Raw genomic sequence first — 17,557 nt, 5'->3', positions numbered from 1 at the left:
TGTGGCGCGGGCGCCCACGCCCGCGATCTTGCCGGCCATCCCGGCCGAGGGCGGCCGGGCCACATGTCAGTAGAATCCCCGGCCGGGGGCGGCCGGGCCACATGTCGCGGTCCATCCCGGCCGGGGACGGCCGGGCCACAGTTCGCAAAAGACATCGTCAGAGAACACGCATCGCGATTCGTTACATGTCCCCGCGTTTATGACCTTCGTCGTTGACGATCCTCCCGCCGCCACGCCAAAATCCGCACCCATGCGGCGAAGCCCCGCCGCGACAGCCTGAAACGGAGAGGCGAATGAACGATCCGACCGAGATGGATCGACGGCAGTTCATGGCCACGGGCGCGGTGGTGACCGCGGCGGCGGCGATGGTTCCCGGCGTCGTGGCCGCGCAGAGCCTCGGCGGTCCGGGCAAGCCGCTGCTCGACGAGGCCGTGGTGAAGCGCGTGCTCGAAGCGGCGATGAGCCGGGGCGGCGATTACGCCGACGTCTTCGCGCAGGACTCCGTCTCCACGTCGTTTTCGCTCGAGGAAAACAAGGTGCGTAGCGCGCAGGTGGGATACGGCGCGGGCGTGGGCGTGCGTGTGCTGGTCGGGCAGAAGATCGGTTACGCGTTTTGCGAGGGCTTCGACGAGCAGCGTCTCATCGAGACCGCGAAGGCCGCGTCATACATCGCCGACGCGAAACCGGGGCAGATCGCTCGGATCGGCGCGCACGACGCGGTGGCCGAGATCAACCGCGCACGCGTGGCCCCCGAGGACGCAAGCGCCGCGGCGCGGGCCGAGCTGCTGTTGCGCGGCAACGAGGCGGCGCACGGGTTCGATCAACGCGTGGCGCAGGTGATGGGCGCGTACTTCGACACGGAGTCGCTCATCACCATCGCAAACACGGACGGCGTCTTCGCCACCGATCGCCGGCTGCTGCATCGTCTGCATTTTTCGGTGATCGCCCAGGGCGAGAGCGACCGGCGCACGGGCTTTTACGGCGGCGGCGGGCGCAACGGCTTCGAGTTTTTCGAGGAGTTTTCGCCCGAGGACGCCGCGCGCGAGGCGGCGCGTCAGGCGACGGCGCAGCTCGGCGCGATCGACGCGCCGGTCGGCGAGCAGGTGGTGGTGCTCGCGAACGGGTGGAGCGGCATCTTGCTGCACGAGGCGGTGGGCCACGGGCTCGAGGCCGATTTCATCCGCAAGGGCACGAGCCTGTACACGGGCAAGGTGGGGCAAAAGGTCGCGTCGGATCTGTGCACGGTCATCGACGAGGGCGTCATCCCCGGGCGGCGCGGGAGCCTCGCCATTGACGACGAGGGCATCGCCACGCAGCGCAAGGTGCTGATCGAAAACGGCATCCTGCGCGGCTACATGGTCGATCGCCAAAACGCGCGGCTCATGGGACTTTCGTCCACCGGCTCGGGGCGGCGCGAGTCGTTCCGCCACTACGTCATGCCGCGCATGACGAACACCTATCTCGCGCCGGGCAAGGACAAACCCGAGGACATCATCTCGTCGGTGAAGTCGGGTTTTTACGCCAAGAATTTCGGCGGCGGGCAGGTGGACATCTCGAATGGCAACTTCGTCTTCGAGGTCGCCGAAGGCTACCTGATCGAAAACGGCGAGCTCACGCGGCCCGTCAAGGGTGCGACGCTGATCGGCGTCGGTCCCGAGGTGCTGCGTCAGGTCTCGATGGTCGGCGACGATCCCAAGCTCGACCCCGGCATCGGCACCTGCGGCAAGAACGGCCAGAGCGTGCCCGTCGGAGTCGGATTGCCGCATGTGCGCATCGACAAGCTCACGGTGGGCGGCGCGTCGAAACCCATGGCCGGGATGGTGTGAACATGAAATCTTCCGAATCCATGGCGAGCGCGTTGAGCCCGGAACTGATGAACGCGGCGCGGCGGTGCGTGGAACTCGCGCGCAAGAAGGGCGCGGACGAGGCCGAGGCATACGTCGAGAACGGACGCAACCTCGATGTCACTGCCCGCGAGGGCGCGGTCGAGACGGTCAAGCAGTCGGAGTCGATGGGACTCGGCCTGCGCGTGTTCCAGGGGCGCAAGCTCGGTTTCGGCTCCACGTCGGATCTGCGCGCCGATCGTCTGGAGCCGTTCGTCGAGCGCGTGCTCGCGCTCGCGAAGGTCACGGCCCAGGACGAGAACAATCGCCTACCCGCCGCCGACGATCTGCGCGGCGGATACGCGACGCAGGACACCTTCGACCCGGAAGTGGCGAAGCTGCCGATGGACTGGTTTGTCGCGCGGTCCATCGAGGTCGAGAAGATCGCGATGGCGTACGATAAACGCATCAAGACGATGAACTCGGCGGGCGCGGGGCGCTACATCGCGTCATGGGGCGTCGTCGGATCGAGCGGGGCCGAGGCGAGCGCAGCCTCGACCTACGTGTGGATCGTCGCGTCGCCCTACGCCGAGGACGAAAACGGCGCGGGCCAGACGGGCTGGGCATACGACACGCGCTGCCACCTGGGCGAGATGATGAGCGTCGATGCGATCGGGCGCGAAGCCGGCAAACGCACCGTGGACATGCTCGGCGCGCAAAAGATTCCGTCGGGAAACATGCCCGTCGTGTTTCACCCGGAGATGACCAAAGGCTTCATGCAGGGGCTCATCGGCGCGCTGAACGGCGACCTCGTCTTCAAGAAGTCGAGCTTTTTGCACGACCGGCTGGGGCAGGGGATCGCGTCGCCGCTGGTGACGATCGCCGAGGAACCCAATCGTCCGCGCGGAACGTCGTCCACGCCCTTCGACGGCGAGGGCGTGCCGACGCGCAACAAGACGCTGGTGGACAAAGGCACGCTGACGACCTTCCTCTACGACACCTACACGGCGTCCAAGGCCGGTGCGAAATCGACGGGCAACGCCGCGCGCTCTTACGGATCGCTGCCGTCGATCGGCACGTTCAACCTCAGGTGGACGCCGGGCGAGACAAAAGCCGCGGACCTGTTCGCGGGCATCGAGCGCGGGCTTTTCGTCACGCGCATGATGGGCCGGGGTGTGAACGTGGTGACGGGCGATTACTCGCGCGGCGCTCAGGGATTCCTGATCGAAAAGGGCGCAATCACGACGCCCGTTCAGGAGATCACCGTGGCCGCGCACATGAACGACATGATGCGCGCGATCGACGCCGTGGGCGACGACCTCGACACGCGGGGCGGCACGTGGGCGCCGTCGATCCGCTTCGGCGAATTGACCGTTTCCGGCAAGTGACGAGCGGGCGCTGAGCGAAATTGCGTTCGCGCCGCCCGTGAAAAACTGAGACCGGTGGCGAGTTTTTCGGTTCGCGCGGCCCGAACGCGTGAGCCCGTCCGCGACGTTTTTCGTTCTCGGTATTCGAGGACAGTCTTTGCGGTCGCCCCCGGCCATGTCATCCTGAGCGCAGCGAAGGATCTCTAACCGCTGGAAAATCAAGGGATTCTTCGCTTCGCTCACCATGACATCCCCACACTTCGCTCCAGACTCAAACCGTCCGGTACGCGATTCGGGTGCGTCGGCTCGAAATTTGCAAATTTACGTGCCCGGCGCGGCTTTTTGTCGCGAGGAACGAATTTGGAACGCGTGATGCGACTGGCAGTCTTGGTGGGAATTTTGGCGGTGATCGTCGCCGCGCTCTCCATTGCGATCGCGTGCGAGCACGACGACGACGTGGACGACGGTTACGGCGGCGCGGTCGGCATGACGCGCGGCACGCAGCGCTCTTGCGGCCCGCAGGCCGTGTGCGCTCAGTCGGTGGAATGCGGAACGCACGAGACGCGCGCCGAGTGCCTGGCGTTTTATTCCGACGCGGGCAACTGCGCGGACATGGACGGTTACGTGGAGTGCGAATGCGCGTGTCAGGGCGACGAGGGCGGGTGCGAGGCGTTCAACCTGTGCGAACTGCACTGCCTCGACACCTACTGCCGATGAACCGTACCCGCCGTTACAAAAATACGCCCCTCCTTGAGCTTCAGCGAAAATGCACCGATGACTTCCTCATGAGGGGAGTCACGTCCCCCGGGAGGCGCGCATGACGGTTTCGGCGATCGATTCGGCCCTTCGCGGCATCGGGCGCTCGCATGAGCGTTTGAATCGCGCGGCCTCGTCGATTGCGAACCCCGAGAGCGGCGGTGAGCATCTCGTCGAGGACGTCGTGGACCTCAAGCTCGCCGAACGCGAACAGCAGGCCAATCTGACGGTGCTCAAACGCGTCATGGAGATGGATGAACATGTCCTGGACATTCTGGCTTGAAGCGGCCATGGCGCTCGGCGTTTTCGCGCTCGTTTCGCGCGCGATGCGACCGGCTTACCGTCCCGTCGTTTTTTCTTTGACAAGGCGGCGCAACGGGTCTAAATGACGTGCATGTCCGCTTTGCGGCGCCGACAACTCCTGTTGCGGCGACCGATAGGATGCATGTCATGCCCAAATCGCCCTCTCTTCTCGATCTACACCTGCGTCTATCCAAATTCTTCGGTCCGCTGGGCTGGTGGCCCGCCGAAACTCCGTTCGAGGTGTGCGTCGGCGCGATTCTGACGCAGAACACGTCGTGGAAAAACGTCGAGCGCGCAATTGCGAATCTCAAGCGCGAGTGCGTGCTGACGCCGCATTGCCTCGACGTGATGCCGATCGAGCACCTGGCCGAACTCATCCGTCCGTCGGGCTATTTCAACGAGAAGGCGAAGAAGCTGAAGTCGTTCGCAGCGTTCCTAATGAACGAATTCGGCGGACGCATCGAGGCGATGCACGCGATCGACACCGACGCGCTGCGCCACCGGCTGCTCGAACTGCCGGGCCTCGGGCCGGAGACGGTCGATTCCATCCTGCTTTACGCGCTGGAGCGGCCCGTTTTCGTGATCGATGCGTACACCAAGCGCGTTTTCAGCCGTCATGGCTTCTTCGAAGAGAAGATCACGTATCCCAAAGCGCAGGAGTTTTTCGAGGCGGCGCTACCGGCCGACGCGAGGCTCTTCAACGAGTATCACGCCGAGATCGTCCATCTGGCCAAGGACTTCTGCCTGAAGAGCAAGCCGCTTTGCGGGCATTGTCCGGTCCCGTGCGCGTTCGGCCGCGCGACAATTGCCGAGACGAAAACCGTCAAGGCGGACAAGCCGGCCCGGCGTTCCGCCACCGCCGCCTGACGTCTTCGACGTCCGCCGGGGGTGTGTCGCCGCACCCCCGAACCGACCCGAAATCTGAATCGCCATTCATTTTTCCTTGAATTGGACATGGAAATCCGCTAGTCTGGGGGCGCTTGATCGATGCCGCCCTTTGCGGCCTTTTCCAACGGGTTATCCTCATGCCAACCGCCGCCCCTCGTGCCGCCGATCAGGAACTCAAGCGTCTCGGAATCGGTCGTAAAATCCGGTTACTTCGCGAGTCGAACAGCGTCATGGTGGACGATCTCGCGAAGCAGGCGGGGGTGACCCCCGTTCTGCTCAAGCAGATCGAGACCGACGTCGTTCCGCCGACGCTCGGCACGTTGCTCAACATTGCCAAGGCGCTGGGCGTGGGCATGGATCACTTCTTCACCGACAAGCACCCGGTGCAGAAGATCGAGCACGTGCCCGCGGCGCAGCGGCTCAAGGTGAAGTCGTCGCGCGACGATGCCACGCCGCGCCTTTCGTACACCTACGAATCGCTCGCGTGGCAGCTCGTCGGCAAGCACATGGAGCCCTTTCTCATTGATTTCAATCCGGAGATCGCCGAGCAGATCGAAACGGCGTCGCACGACGGCGAGGAATTCCTGTTCGTGCTCGAGGGCGTCGTGCTCTTCGAAGGTGACGGGCGGACGATCGAGCTGATGCCCGGCGACAGTTTGTATTTCTACTCGGATCTGCCGCATCGCGTACGTGCGAAGGGTCCGAGCCGCGCGCGCGCCGTCGCCGTCCTGCTGCCGAAGGCGGACTGACGACCGCGCCCGCGGATTTTGTTGTCCTTGGGGAGTTGCCCATGATCGAACTGCGTTTCCATGGCCGGGGCGGGCAGGGCGCCGTCATCGCCTCCAAGATTCTCGCGTGCGCGATCTTCAAGGAAGGCCGTTTCGTCCAGAGCTTTCCCAAGTTCGGCGTCGAGCGGCGCGGCGCGCCGGTCGAGGCGTTTCTGCGCGTCGATGAAGATCGCATCTATCTGCGCAACAACATCTATCGCCCCGATCATCTGATCGTACTCGACCCCACGCTCATCGACGCCGTGGACGTAACGGCCGGGCTCAAGGACGGCGGCACGATCCTCATCAACTCCGACTCCGCGCCGGAGCACTACACGAAACTCGAGCGTTTTCGAGTGGTGTGCGTCGATGCCTCGTCCATCGCGGTCGAATACCACCTGGGCAGCCGTCAGAGCCCGATCGTCAACACGGCGATTCTCGGCGCGGCGGCAAGGGCGCTGGGGATCGTGAACATCGACCACGTCGTCGAGGCGATTTTGGAGGAGGTGCCCTTCAAGGGCGAATCCAATGCGCGCGCGGCCCGCGACGCATTCGAGCAGACGCGGATGAACTGAACGCGAAATAAAATCCCAACCGGGAAGTGCGTCATGGCAAGACCCGCCCCCATTGTCTTCCAGAAACTCGAACAGGTCCCCGACCGCGTCGTGTCGCTGGCGTCGATGCTGTGGAACCCCACCGGTTCCTGGCGCTACATGCGCCCGCTCTACGTCAACAAGACGCCGCCGTGCAATCAGGGCTGCCCCGCGGGAAACGACGTCGAATCGTTTCTCGCCCTCGTCGAGGACGGTCGGCTCAACGAGGCCGCGCGCGTGCTGCTCGACGAAAACCCGCTGCCCGGGGTGTGCGGGCGCGTGTGTTTTCATCCGTGCGAAACGGCGTGCAATCGCGGCCAGTTCGACCGCCCCATCGCGATTCACGCGATGGAACGCTACGTGGGCGACTGGGCGCGCGATCATCTGGCGGCGCAGCCACTTCGCCCGCCCACCGGCAAACGCGTCCACGTGCTCGGCGCGGGCCCAGCGGGGCTGGCCGCCGCGTATCACCTCGCGCGCATGGGTCACGAAGTGACGGTTTTCGACGCGCAACCCGAGCCCGGCGGCGTGCTGCGTTACGGCATCCCGCCTTACCGGCTGCCGAGGGACGTGATCGCCGCGGAGACGAAGCGCATTTGGGACATGGGGGTGCGTTTTCAGGGCGACGTGCGCGTCGAGACACCCGAAGATTTCGCGAAGATTCGCGAAGCCGACGCGGTCTTCGTCGCCACCGGCGCGTACCGGTCGTTTTCGCTCAAGGTGGCGGGCGAGGATGCGAAGCGCGTGTACACGGGCCTCGCGTTTCTCGAAGCCGTCGCTCGCGGCGAGACGCCCGATATCGGCGATCACGTGGCGGTGATCGGCGACGGTAACACGGCGATCGACGCGGCGCGCTCGGCGCGGCGGCTCGGCGCGGAGGTGACGATCTATTCGCTGACCGAACAGCACGAGATGCCGGCCTTCGCCGAGGAGATCGTCGAGGCGTTGCGCGAGGGCGTGGACCTCGTCACGTCGGTCGGAACGCGCGAAATCCTGACCAAGAACGACGCGGCCTGCGGGCTCGTGCTCGACCGCGTGGTGCTCGGCGAGCCCGACGCGACCGGTTGGCGAACGCCCCGGCCCATCGAGGGAAGCTGGTTCAAGATCGACGCCACGGCGGTGGTGATCGCGATCGGCCAGACGGGGCGGCTCGAGTGCCTCGGCGCGGAGTTTCCGGAGCGCGCGGGCCATCTGCAACCCGGACCGACGGGCCGCCTCGGCGCGTCAAACGTCTTCGCGGGCGGAGATTGCAGCGACGGACCGAATACGGTGGCGCACGCGATCGGCGACGGCAAGAAGGCCGCGGTCGCGATCGATCGCATGCTTCGGGGCGAGGACTCGGACACGGTCGGGGAAATTCTCGTCGGGAGTTTCGGCGGCGTATCCGTTGCCCGGTACCTCGCGGCGGGCGGCGCCGAGGGCGGGCGCGCGCATTTGGGCAACACCGACGCGCGGCACGTCGTCGCCTACGGCGAACTCAACCTGAACTACTTTCACGAGGCCCCGCGCGCGGTGCTGACGCACCGGCCCGTAGCCTCTCGCATGGACAACTTCGACGAGATTGTCTCGACGATCGACGACACCGCCGCCGACCACGAATCGCGGCGTTGTTTCCACTGCGGCGTCTGCACCGAGTGCGACAACTGCTACGTCTTTTGTCCCGACGTCGCGATCGCCCCCAAGGACGACGCCTTCGGCTACGACATCAACCTCGACTACTGCAAGGGCTGCGGCGTGTGCGTTCACGAGTGCCCGAGAAACGCCATGGCGATGGACAAGGAGTGATCCATGAAAAAAGTGCTCATGGGAAATCACGCGGCGTCCTGGGCGGTCCAGCTCTCGCGCGTGCAGGTCATTTCGGCGTACCCCATCACCCCGCAGACGCACGTGGTCGAGGAACTGTCCGAGATGTGCGCCGACGGACGGCTCGACGCGAAGTTTCTGAAGGTGGAGTCCGAGCACTCGGCGATGGCGGCGGTGGTGGCTTCGAGTTCCACGGGCGTGCGCAGTTTCACCGCGAGTTCGAGCAACGGGCTCGCGCTGATGCACGAAATGCTGCACTGGGCCGCGGGGGCGCGGCTGCCGATCGTCATGGTCAACGTCAACCGCGCGATGGCGCCGGGCTGGAACATCTGGTGCGATCAGACCGACAGCCTCTCGCAACGCGACACGGGTTGGATTCAGATCTACGTCGAGGACAACCAGGAGGTGCTCGACACGGTGGTCCAGGCGTATCGCATCGCCGAGGACGTGCTGCTGCCGGTGATGGTGTGCTACGACGCGTTCTTCCTGTCGCACACCTACGAGCCGGTGGACATTCCCGACGCCGCGCAGATCGATCGCTATCTGCCCGAGGCGCGGCACCGCATGGTGCTCGATACGCGCGATCCGCACGCCTTCAACGCGCTTGTGACGCCCGACGTGTACATGGAGATGCGCTGGCAGATTCACGAAGCGCATCGGCGGGCGCTCGGCGTGGTGGAGCAGGCGGGGCAGGAATACAACGAATTGCTCGGGCGCTCGTACGGGCGCGTCGAGGCCGTCGATTGCGAGGATGCCGACCTCGTGATCGTGACCAGCAGTTCCACGACCAGCCCCGCGCGACTCGTCGCGCGCAAGCTCCGCCGCGAGGGAAAGAAGGTGGGTCTGCTCAAGATTCGCCTCTTCCGTCCGTTCCCCGTGGACGACGTGCGCCGCGTGCTGGCGAATGCGAAGAAGGCGGTGGTGATCGACCGCAACATCAGCTTCGGCAAGGGCGGCATCTTCGCCGATGAGCTGCGCGGCGCGCTGCTCAACGCGCCGACGCGACCGGCGGTCTTCGGTTTTGTCGCGGGGCTCGGCGGGCGCGACATCACGCCGGAGCTGATCGAGGAAATGGTGATCGAGGCGATGGGCCGCGACCAACCCGCCGATGACGTCGTTTTCAAGGGCCTGATGCCGGCATGAACGCCGATGCCGTGAAAGGAACGAACCAATGACCGCCGCCGAATTCACGTATCCGGATCGAGAGCTGATGACGTCGGGCCATCTGGCGTGTCAGGGCTGCGGCGCGCCGATCGCCATGCGCCATGTGCTCAAGGTGCTCGGCGAGGACACCGTTGTCGTGATCGTCGCGAGCTGCTGGACGATCATCTGCGGGCCGTTTCCGTATTCGACCCTGCGCGTGCCGGTGCTGCACAGCGCCTTCGAGACGGCGGGAGCGGCGGCCAGCGGCGTGCGCGCGGCGCTCGACATGCAGTGCAAACACAATACGACGGTTCTGGCGTGGGCGGGCGACGGCGGCACCTTCGACATCGGCCTGCAAAGCCTGTCGGGCGCGGCGGAGCGCAACGAGGACATCATCTACGTCTGCTACGACAATGAAGCCTACATGAACACGGGCATCCAGCGCTCGTCGGCGACGCCCGAGGGCGCATGGACGACCACGACCCCCGCGCTCTCGTCGAAGACGACGCCCAAGAAGAACATGGTGCAGATCCTCGCCGCCCACAAATCGCCGTACGTCGCCACGGCCAGCGTCGCGTATCCGCGCGACCTGATGGAGAAGGTGGCGAAGGCGATGTCGTATCGCGGCACGAAGTTCCTGCACATCCTCTCGCCGTGCCCGCCGGGATGGCGCACGTCGTCCGACGAGAGCATCGAGGTCGCGCGCCTCGCCACCGAAACCAACGTCTTTCCGCTTTACGAGGTGTACAACGGCGAGGACTACCGCGTGACGGTCGAGCCGCGCGTGCGCCCCGTGAAAGACTACCTCTCGCGCCAGGGGCGCTTCCGCCATCTCACCGAGCAGGAGATCGATCTGATCCAGCGGCGCACCGATTACGAATGGCGACGCCTGCTGCACAAGTCGATGATGGAGCCGTTTCAGGCGTGACGGCGGGTCGCCCTCGTCGCGGAATCAGACCGAATTCGCGGCGCGCTCGTCCCCATTGTCGCGGGATGCGCGCAACGAACGCACCACGTCCGAAAAAATGACGGCGGCCTCGTCGACCTCCTCTTCGGTGGTGTTTCGCGAGAGCGAAAAACGCACCGCGCCGAGCGCCCATTCTTCGGGAACGCCCATGGCCGCGAGCACGTGGCTGATCTCGTGGCTGCCCGACGCGCACGCGCTGCCGGACGACGCCGATACCCCGAGCATGTCGAGGTTCATGAGAAGCGATTCGCTGTCGAGTCCTCGCACGCACACGTGCAGCGTGTTCGGCGTGCACAGATCGAGCCGGGTTGTCACGCGCACGTCAAGCGTCGACTCCACGATGCGCTCGGCAAGCCGATCGCGAAGTTCGGCCATGCGCCCGGGCGATACGGCGAGGTATTCGTCGCAGCACCGCCACGATTCGGCGAAGCCCACGATGCCGGGCACGTTTTCGGTGCCCGCGCGGCGCAGGCGTTCGTGTTTGCCGCCGATGACGAACGGCGGCAGTTCGACGCCGGGGCGGATATAGAGCAGGCCGATGCCCTTGGGTCCGTGGAGCTTGTGCGCGCACAGCGTGACGAAATCGGCGTCCCATTCGCCGGGCCGGACCGGCATCTTGCCCGCGCGCTGAACCGCGTCGGTGTGGAACAGCACGCCGCGCTCGCGGGCGATCCGCGCGATCTGCTCGATCGGCTGGAGGGTGCCGACTTCGTTGTTCGCGGCCATGACGGAGACGAGGATCGTCTCGGGACGGATCGCGTCCGCAACCGCGTCGGCTTCGACGATGCCGAGCGCGTTCGGCGCGAGATACGTAACCGCCACGCCCTCCGCCTCGAGCCGCGCGCACGTCTTGCGCACCGAGTCGTGCTCGATCGCCGTGGTGACGATGTGGCGCGGTCGGCCCGCGTGAAGATCGGCCACGCCGAACACGACCGCGTTGTTCGACTCGGAACCGCCCGACGTGAAGACGATGGACTTCGGTTCGACGCCGAGCGCCGACGCCAGCGACTCGCGCGCGTCATCCATTCCGCGTCGCGCGCGCTGACCGGTCTGGTGGATGCTCGACGGGTTGCCGAAGAAATCCGAGAAGTACGGCATCATGGCCGCGAGCACGCGCTCGTCCACGGGCGTCGTCGCGTTGTTGTCCAGATAGATACGTCTCAAGGGTTCCAATGCTCCATTGCCTACCCATAACGCACAAGGTGAACCTTGAAAAGCCGGCGCCGGTCACCCCGACGCGATTCGGCGATGCGTCGCATCCGTTCGCAGGCCGCGATGCGCTCGCACGTTGTCAACGCGCGGGTCGGACGCTAAGATCCCGCCGTTTTCCACGAACCGGAGAGCCGCGCCATGAACGCCACGCTGCTGCGCCTGATGGTGATCGCCCAGGAACACATGGCGGGAACGCCCGCGCCCGGCCCGGACGCCGCCGCGACTCCGGTTCCGACCCCCGTTCCCACACCGGTTCCCGCTCCCGCTCCGATGCCGACGCCGCACGCGGCTCCGGGGTTGCCCGCGCCGCCCGCCCCCGCGCCCACGGGAACGCCGGGCGGACCCGAATTGCAGGATCAGGCCGTCGGATTCGTCGCCAAGATCGCGGCGTTTTTCAAATACGATTTTTTCCCCAATCTGTGGATGTACCTGACCTTCGTGTTCCTGTGCGTGATCGGAGTGCTGATTTTCATCGCGATCAACATCGGCGTGCGGTTCATCCTCGACCCGATCCTCCAGAAGGTGTTTCGGTTCGACGAGAGTTCCAAGGTCCCTTCCGTCATCGGCGGCATCGCGAGCATCGTCGCCGCCGTTTTGGTGTTTCAGTGGTTCTATCACGCGTTTCCGGCGCTCCAACCGCCGGTGCATTTCGTGATGCGGCACTTCCAGTGAAATGAACTCTTCGGAATCGGACGACGAGTCGCCGCGGCCGGCGCTCGTCCGGCACAACATCGAATACCTCGCCCGCATCCGGCGGGTGATCGGCGATTCCCCTGCGGATCTCGCCGTATCGGGCCTTCGCGGCGCGGCCCTGCCGCTCGTGCTGGCCGAGGCGCTCGCGGCGTACGAAGGGCCGGGACTGGTCGTCTGCGCCGACGGCGAGGCCGCCAAGAGGCTCATCGCCGAGACGCGCGCATTTCTGCCGGACGACGGATCGCGCGAGCGGCTGCTCCCGTATCCCCCATGGGATATCGCCCCCTACGAGTCGGTCTCGCCCCACGCGGCCATCGTGGCGTCGCGCATGGCGGCGCTCTCGGCGCTGCTCGAGCCGCGTTCGCGGGCCGTCGTCGTCGCGCCGGTCGGCGCGCTGCTCAAACGGGTGGTGCCACGCGAAAAAGTTCTCGCGTCGTCGCTCGCGCTCGCCGTCGGCGAAGATGCCGATCGCGACCTGTGCGTACTCGCGCTCGAGGAATCCGGCTACCACCGCGTGACGCTGGTCGAGGACGTCGGCGAATACGCGATGCGCGGCGGCGTCGTCGACTTCTGGAGCCCTCTCGAACATGAACCGGTGCGCATCGAGTTCGACGGCGACGAGATTCACTCGATCCGCGTCTTCTCGCCCGCGCGTCAGACGACCCGCAAGCACATCGACCGGACGCGCATCTTCGCCTGCCGCGAGTTGTTGATCGATGCGCCGGCGCGCGCCGCGTTCGCCGCGCGGGTCAAGGCCGTGGCCGACGATCAGGACATCGAGCGCCGCACGCGCGAACGGCTCGTGGAAGAGGTGCAGTCGCGCATTCACGCGCCGGGCATGGAGTTTTTGCTCCCTCTCTTTTTCGAGCACCTGGACACTGTGGCCGACTACCTGCCCGGCGACACGCTTGTCGTCGACGTGCAGCCCGACCTGCTCGACGCCATGGCCGAGGTGGAAAACGACCTCATCCACAAACGCCGTGCGCAGGCGCGCGAGGCGGGCAAGCTGTGCGTCGAGGCCGAAGCCCTCTTTCAGGCGCCCGCGGCGTTTTTCGAGCGGCTCGACGCGTTTCGTTCGCTGACGCTTGGCGACGTCGCCCCTTCGCGACGCGGTCGAGGCGAGCGCGTCCACCTGGAATCGCAGACCCTGACGACGCTGCGTGAGGAGATCCTCGCCCGCGCGCAGGACGAGCACATGCTCGAACCGCTTGTCGCGCGGCTGCGCAAGTGGGTGCGTGAAGAACGCCGCATCGCGCTCGTCGCGCGACAGCCCTCGGGCGTCGATCGCCTGCGCCGTCTGCTCGGGTCGTACGAATTCCGGACGCGAACAAAAGCGGACGAGCCGGCGCTCGATCTCGGCCACGTCGTGTCGAGCCCGCCGGGACCGACGATCCCGATTCTCGAGGCCGAACTGTCGGGCGGCGTGGTGATGGACGAGGCCGGCATCGCCATCGTCACCGAGGAAGAAATCTTCGGGAAACGACGGCACGGCGACCGCGTGGCGAGTCGAAAGGGCGAAGCCATCGCCGACTTCGGCGACATCGCACCGGGCGACGCCATCGTGCACGTCCAGCACGGCATCGCCGTGTATCAGGGCCTCTCGAAGCTCGCGGTGCGTGGTTACGACGGCGAATTCCTCGCGCTCGAATACGCCGGCGGCGACAAACTCTACCTGCCGGTGGATCGCCTGGCGCAGGTGCAGCGTTACGTGGGCTCCGGCGGCGCGGCGATCTTGGACCGACTCGGCGGAACGAGTTGGGAAAAGACCAAGGACAAGGCCCGCGCGTCGATTCAGGCCATGGCGCGCCAGCTGCTTTCGCTCTACGCGATGCGCGCCCAGCAACAGGGCTACGCGTTCGGCGACGGCGGCGAGACCTTCACCGAGTTCGAGGAAACGTTCCCCTTCGAGGAAACCCCCGACCAGTTGCAGGCCATCACCGACGTGGTCGCCGATCTGCGCAGCACGAAGCCGATGGACCGACTCATCTGCGGCGACGTGGGCTTCGGCAAGACCGAGGTGGCGCTGCGCGCGGCGTTTCTGGCCGTGCTGGACGGAAAGCAGGTCGCCGTGCTGGTGCCGACGACAACGCTGGCGTTTCAGCACGCGCGCACCTTTGCGTCGCGCATGGCCGCGTTCGGCGTCAACGTGCAGGCGCTCTCGCGGTTCATCTCCGACGCCGAACGGAAAAAAGTCCGCGAGGGGCTCGCGGCCGGCACGGTCGACGTCGTGATCGGCACGCACAACCTGCTCTCGTCGCGGATCAAATACAAAGACCTGGGCCTGCTCGTGGTCGATGAGGAGCAGCTTTTCGGTGTGTCGCAAAAAGAAAAGATCAAGTCGATGAAGCAGCTCGTGGACGTGCTGACGCTTACGGCGACGCCGATTCCGCGCACGCTGCACATGAGCCTGATGGGCATCCGCGACTTTTCGATCATCGACACGCCGCCCGAGGATCGGCTGGCGGTCCGCACCTTCGTGACGCGCTGGGATGACGACACGATCCGCGAGTCGCTTCGGCGTGAGCTCGAGCGCGGCGGCCAGGTCTTCGTCATTCACAACCGCATCCAGTCGATCGACGGCGTCGCCGCGCGGATTTCGCGGCTCGCGCCGGGCGCGCGCGTGCGCATCGGCCATGGCCAGATGCCCGGCGACGAGATCGAGGAGCTCCTGATCGACTTCGCCGAGGGACGCTACGACATCCTCGTCGCGACGACGATCGTGGGTTCGGGGCTCGATTTTCCCCGTGCCAATACGATGCTCATCAACCGCGCCGATCTGCTCGGCCTCGCGCAGCTCTATCAGCTTCGCGGACGTGTGGGACGCAGCAAGGTCCGCGCCTATTGTTATCTCATCGTCCCCGACACCGACGAGGTCACCGAGGACGCGCGCAAGCGCCTCGCCGCGATCAAGACGTTCACGGAATTGGGCAGCGGGTACAAGATCGCGGCCAAGGACCTGGAGATTCGCGGAGCGGGAAATCTGCTGGGATCGGAGCAGTCCGGGCACATCGCGGCGATCGGATATGAGCTGTACCGCGAACTGGTCGACGACGAAGTTCGCCGACTGCGCGGAGAGGTGGTCGCACCGCGAATTGAGACCGAAGTGAACCTGCCCGTTCCCGCGATTCTGCCCGAGGAATACGTTCCCGAAGCGCCGCTTCGGCTGTCGACCTACAAGGCGATCGCCGATGCGCCGGATGAGGACGCCCTGACGAATCTGCGGGGCGAAATGCTCGACCGTTTCGGACCCCTTCCGCAAGCCGCCGAGAACCTGTTTTCCGTGATGCGGGTGAAAATTCGCGGGAACCGGCTCGGGCTCCGAAGTGTCGAGTACGCCAAGGATCACCTGATCTTCGCGTTTCATGAGCAAACCCCGATGTCCGCAAGCGATCTGGTTCGGCTGGTGGGAGCCGCGCCGGATCGATACCGTTTGTTGCCCGATGGGAAACTGATGGAAAAGATTGGGAAAACCGAACCGGAAACGCTGTGGGGAGAGCTCGATCGAGCCTTGCACGCTCTGGAGTCTTGTGTTATCAACCGCAGGTTTTCACGTACGTGAATTACGTCGTGCCCGTGAGAACGCCCTGTCCGCGAGGAAACACCGCGCGAACAACGCTGAGTCATCACGATAGGTCAACCATTCGTGTCGATCGTCGGATCCATCTTTTCAGGAGGAGCGTACCCATGTTGAAACGTATCGCCACGCTGGCCGGCTCGGCGGTGATCGCCCTGTCGATGCTCGCCTGCCAGCAGCCCGCGGGTCCCGGCGGAGCCCCCGCGCCGTCCAAGAAGTCGGGCACCCAGCTCGCCAAGGTCGGCAACGAGACCATCACGTTCGAGGATTTCAATTCGAAGATCGAAAAGATTCCTCCGTTCTATAAGCGGCGCGTCGCCACCAAGAAGGGCAAGCTGGAGTTCCTCGATCGCCTCGTGCAGGAAGAACTCTACTATCAGGAAGCCATCGCCAAGGGCATGGACAAGGATCCCGAGTATCTGGAGCAGCTTTCGCAGATCCAGAAGTCGATCCTCGCCGGCAAGGTGAAAAAGGACCTCATGGAAGCCAAGAAAGAGGTCAGCGCCGAGGACGCGAAGAAGTACTACAACGAGCACCCCGAGGAGTTCCAGACTCCCGACCAGGTGACCGTGCGCCACATCCTGCTTCGCACCAAGCGCGGCGACTCGCCCGACAAGGAAAAAGAAGTCGAGACGAAGGCGCTGCAGGTCCACGGCGAAATCACCGGCAACAAGCTCACCTTCGCCGCGGCCGCCGAGAAGTACTCGGATGACAAAGGCTCCGCGAAAAAAGGCGGCGAGCTGCCCCCGATCCGCAAGGGCCTCAAGAGCAAGGAATTCGACGACGTGGCGTTCGCGATGGCGAAGGAGAACGAAGTCTCCAGGCCGTTCAAGGATCGTCGCGGCTGGAACATCCTCCAGTTCGTGAAGAAGGAAACCGCGCAGCCCAAGGAATTCGACAAGGTCGAGAGCCAGATCCAGCGCAAGCTCGCGCAGAACTTCCAGAAGGACTCCATGGACAAGTTCACCGAGGAACTTCGCAAGAAGTACCCGGTCGAGATCAAGGATGACCTGCTGAAAGACGACGAAGGCGCGACGGACGAGCCCGCACCCGACATGCCCGGATTCCCGGGCGAGGGTGACGAGGGCGAACCCGGCGAAGGCGGACCGATGAAGTTGCAGGTTAAGCCGCAGGGCGACGGCGCCGCCGCCGGCGCGGGCGCCGCGGCAACCGGCGCGGCCGCCCCGGCTCCCGGCGAGCCCGAAAAGAAGTAACTCCCCGCAGTCATCTGTCGGAAATTGCAGCGGGGATCGGCGAAAGCCGGTCCCCGTTTTCGTGATAACCGGCCGATGGGGGCCTGCGTCATGAAACCGGGTTTTCATGAGGCCCGCGATTCCCGGTAATCCTCGAAGCGTCCGGAGAGGTTGTTGCAGCGCAGGGCGATGATGGCGTTGGCTCCTCGCAGGGACCACTCCATGCCGGATTGTTTGAGTCTCATTCCGATGACGATTTTGCAACCGGCCTCGACGACGCCGGAGCCGACGAAGAGACCCTGGGCGCGGAAATCGGCGTAACGCATTCGATCCCGGCTTTTTTGAGGTTGTCGAAAGCACGTGATATTTCCGCCTCTCGTCGCAAGTGAATTTTCCGCTTTGAGCGGACCGGGGGAGAATCGGCCTATTCCGTCAGGAGAAGGGAGAGGCCGCGGAACGTGTCTACCCCGTGTCC

At 65.2% G+C, this 17,557-nt stretch carries 15 protein-coding genes; 13 read left to right on the top strand and 2 right to left on the bottom strand.

Annotated features, from left to right (window positions below):
* Nucleotides 1-293 precede the first annotated feature (293 nt).
* The 10 genes from IT350_04780 (at nucleotide 294) to IT350_04735 (ending at nucleotide 10,371) form a co-directional block, all read left to right on the top strand.
* Entirely contained in the window at nucleotides 294-1,826 is a 1,533-nt protein-coding gene (locus IT350_04780; GenBank protein MCC6157346.1) for a twin-arginine translocation signal domain-containing protein, read from the top strand.
* A gap of 2 nt (nucleotides 1,827-1,828) precedes the next feature.
* Nucleotides 1,829-3,211 (top strand): TldD/PmbA family protein, encoded by a 1,383-nt coding sequence (locus tag IT350_04775; protein ID MCC6157345.1) that lies wholly within the window; start codon nucleotides 1,829-1,831, stop codon nucleotides 3,209-3,211.
* 351 nt (nucleotides 3,212-3,562) lie between these two features.
* Nucleotides 3,563-3,907: a hypothetical protein gene (locus tag IT350_04770; protein ID MCC6157344.1), complete on the top strand. Its 345-nt coding sequence runs from the start codon at nucleotides 3,563-3,565 to the stop codon at nucleotides 3,905-3,907.
* A gap of 100 nt (nucleotides 3,908-4,007) precedes the next feature.
* Nucleotides 4,008-4,229 carry a hypothetical protein gene (locus IT350_04765; protein ID MCC6157343.1) on the top strand — a complete coding sequence of 74 codons (222 nt, stop codon included), beginning with the start codon at nucleotides 4,008-4,010 and terminating at the stop codon, nucleotides 4,227-4,229.
* A gap of 167 nt (nucleotides 4,230-4,396) precedes the next feature.
* Nucleotides 4,397-5,116: an endonuclease III domain-containing protein gene (locus IT350_04760; GenBank protein MCC6157342.1), complete on the top strand. Its 720-nt coding sequence runs from the start codon at nucleotides 4,397-4,399 to the stop codon at nucleotides 5,114-5,116.
* Nucleotides 5,117-5,274: 158 nt separating this feature from the next.
* A complete protein-coding gene (locus IT350_04755) occupies nucleotides 5,275-5,886 on the top strand; it encodes a helix-turn-helix transcriptional regulator (GenBank protein ID MCC6157341.1) in 612 nt (203 codons plus the stop codon).
* 41 nt (nucleotides 5,887-5,927) lie between these two features.
* A complete protein-coding gene (locus IT350_04750; GenBank protein MCC6157340.1) occupies nucleotides 5,928-6,479 on the top strand; it encodes a 2-oxoacid:acceptor oxidoreductase family protein in 552 nt (183 codons plus the stop codon).
* Between the two features lie 33 nt (nucleotides 6,480-6,512).
* Nucleotides 6,513-8,282 carry an FAD-dependent oxidoreductase gene (locus tag IT350_04745; protein ID MCC6157339.1) on the top strand — a complete coding sequence of 590 codons (1,770 nt, stop codon included), beginning with the start codon at nucleotides 6,513-6,515 and terminating at the stop codon, nucleotides 8,280-8,282.
* A 3-nt stretch (nucleotides 8,283-8,285) separates the two neighbouring features.
* A complete protein-coding gene (gene porA / locus IT350_04740) occupies nucleotides 8,286-9,443 on the top strand; it encodes a pyruvate ferredoxin oxidoreductase (GenBank protein MCC6157338.1) in 1,158 nt (385 codons plus the stop codon).
* A gap of 28 nt (nucleotides 9,444-9,471) precedes the next feature.
* Nucleotides 9,472-10,371 (top strand): pyruvate synthase subunit beta, encoded by a 900-nt coding sequence (locus IT350_04735; GenBank protein ID MCC6157337.1) that lies wholly within the window; start codon nucleotides 9,472-9,474, stop codon nucleotides 10,369-10,371.
* Between the two features lie 24 nt (nucleotides 10,372-10,395).
* Here IT350_04735 and IT350_04730 read toward each other — a convergent pair whose 3' ends face one another.
* On the bottom strand, nucleotides 10,396-11,574 hold the full coding sequence (locus tag IT350_04730) for a cysteine desulfurase (protein ID MCC6157336.1): 1,179 nt from the start codon (nucleotides 11,572-11,574) through the stop codon (nucleotides 10,396-10,398).
* Between the two features lie 186 nt (nucleotides 11,575-11,760).
* Here IT350_04730 and IT350_04725 point away from each other — a divergent pair, with 186 nt between their 5' ends.
* From IT350_04725 to IT350_04715, 3 genes are all read left to right on the top strand, one after another.
* Nucleotides 11,761-12,294 carry a hypothetical protein gene (locus IT350_04725; GenBank protein ID MCC6157335.1) on the top strand — a complete coding sequence of 178 codons (534 nt, stop codon included), beginning with the start codon at nucleotides 11,761-11,763 and terminating at the stop codon, nucleotides 12,292-12,294.
* Nucleotide 12,295: 1 nt separating this feature from the next.
* Nucleotides 12,296-15,874: a transcription-repair coupling factor gene (gene mfd / locus IT350_04720; GenBank protein MCC6157334.1), complete on the top strand. Its 3,579-nt coding sequence runs from the start codon at nucleotides 12,296-12,298 to the stop codon at nucleotides 15,872-15,874.
* 125 nt (nucleotides 15,875-15,999) lie between these two features.
* A complete protein-coding gene (locus IT350_04715) occupies nucleotides 16,000-17,103 on the top strand; it encodes a peptidylprolyl isomerase (GenBank protein MCC6157333.1) in 1,104 nt (367 codons plus the stop codon).
* Nucleotides 17,104-17,207: 104 nt separating this feature from the next.
* On the opposite strand, the gene IT350_04710 is transcribed toward IT350_04715, so the two are convergent.
* Nucleotides 17,208-17,408 (bottom strand): hypothetical protein, encoded by a 201-nt coding sequence (locus tag IT350_04710; protein MCC6157332.1) that lies wholly within the window; start codon nucleotides 17,406-17,408, stop codon nucleotides 17,208-17,210.
* Between the last annotated feature and the right edge of the window lie 149 nt (nucleotides 17,409-17,557).

Source organism: Deltaproteobacteria bacterium, assembly GCA_020845895.1.
Taxonomy (GTDB): domain Bacteria; phylum Lernaellota; class Lernaellaia; order JACKCT01; family JACKCT01; genus JADLEX01.
This window is presented reverse-complemented; position numbering and strand designations above follow the sequence as displayed.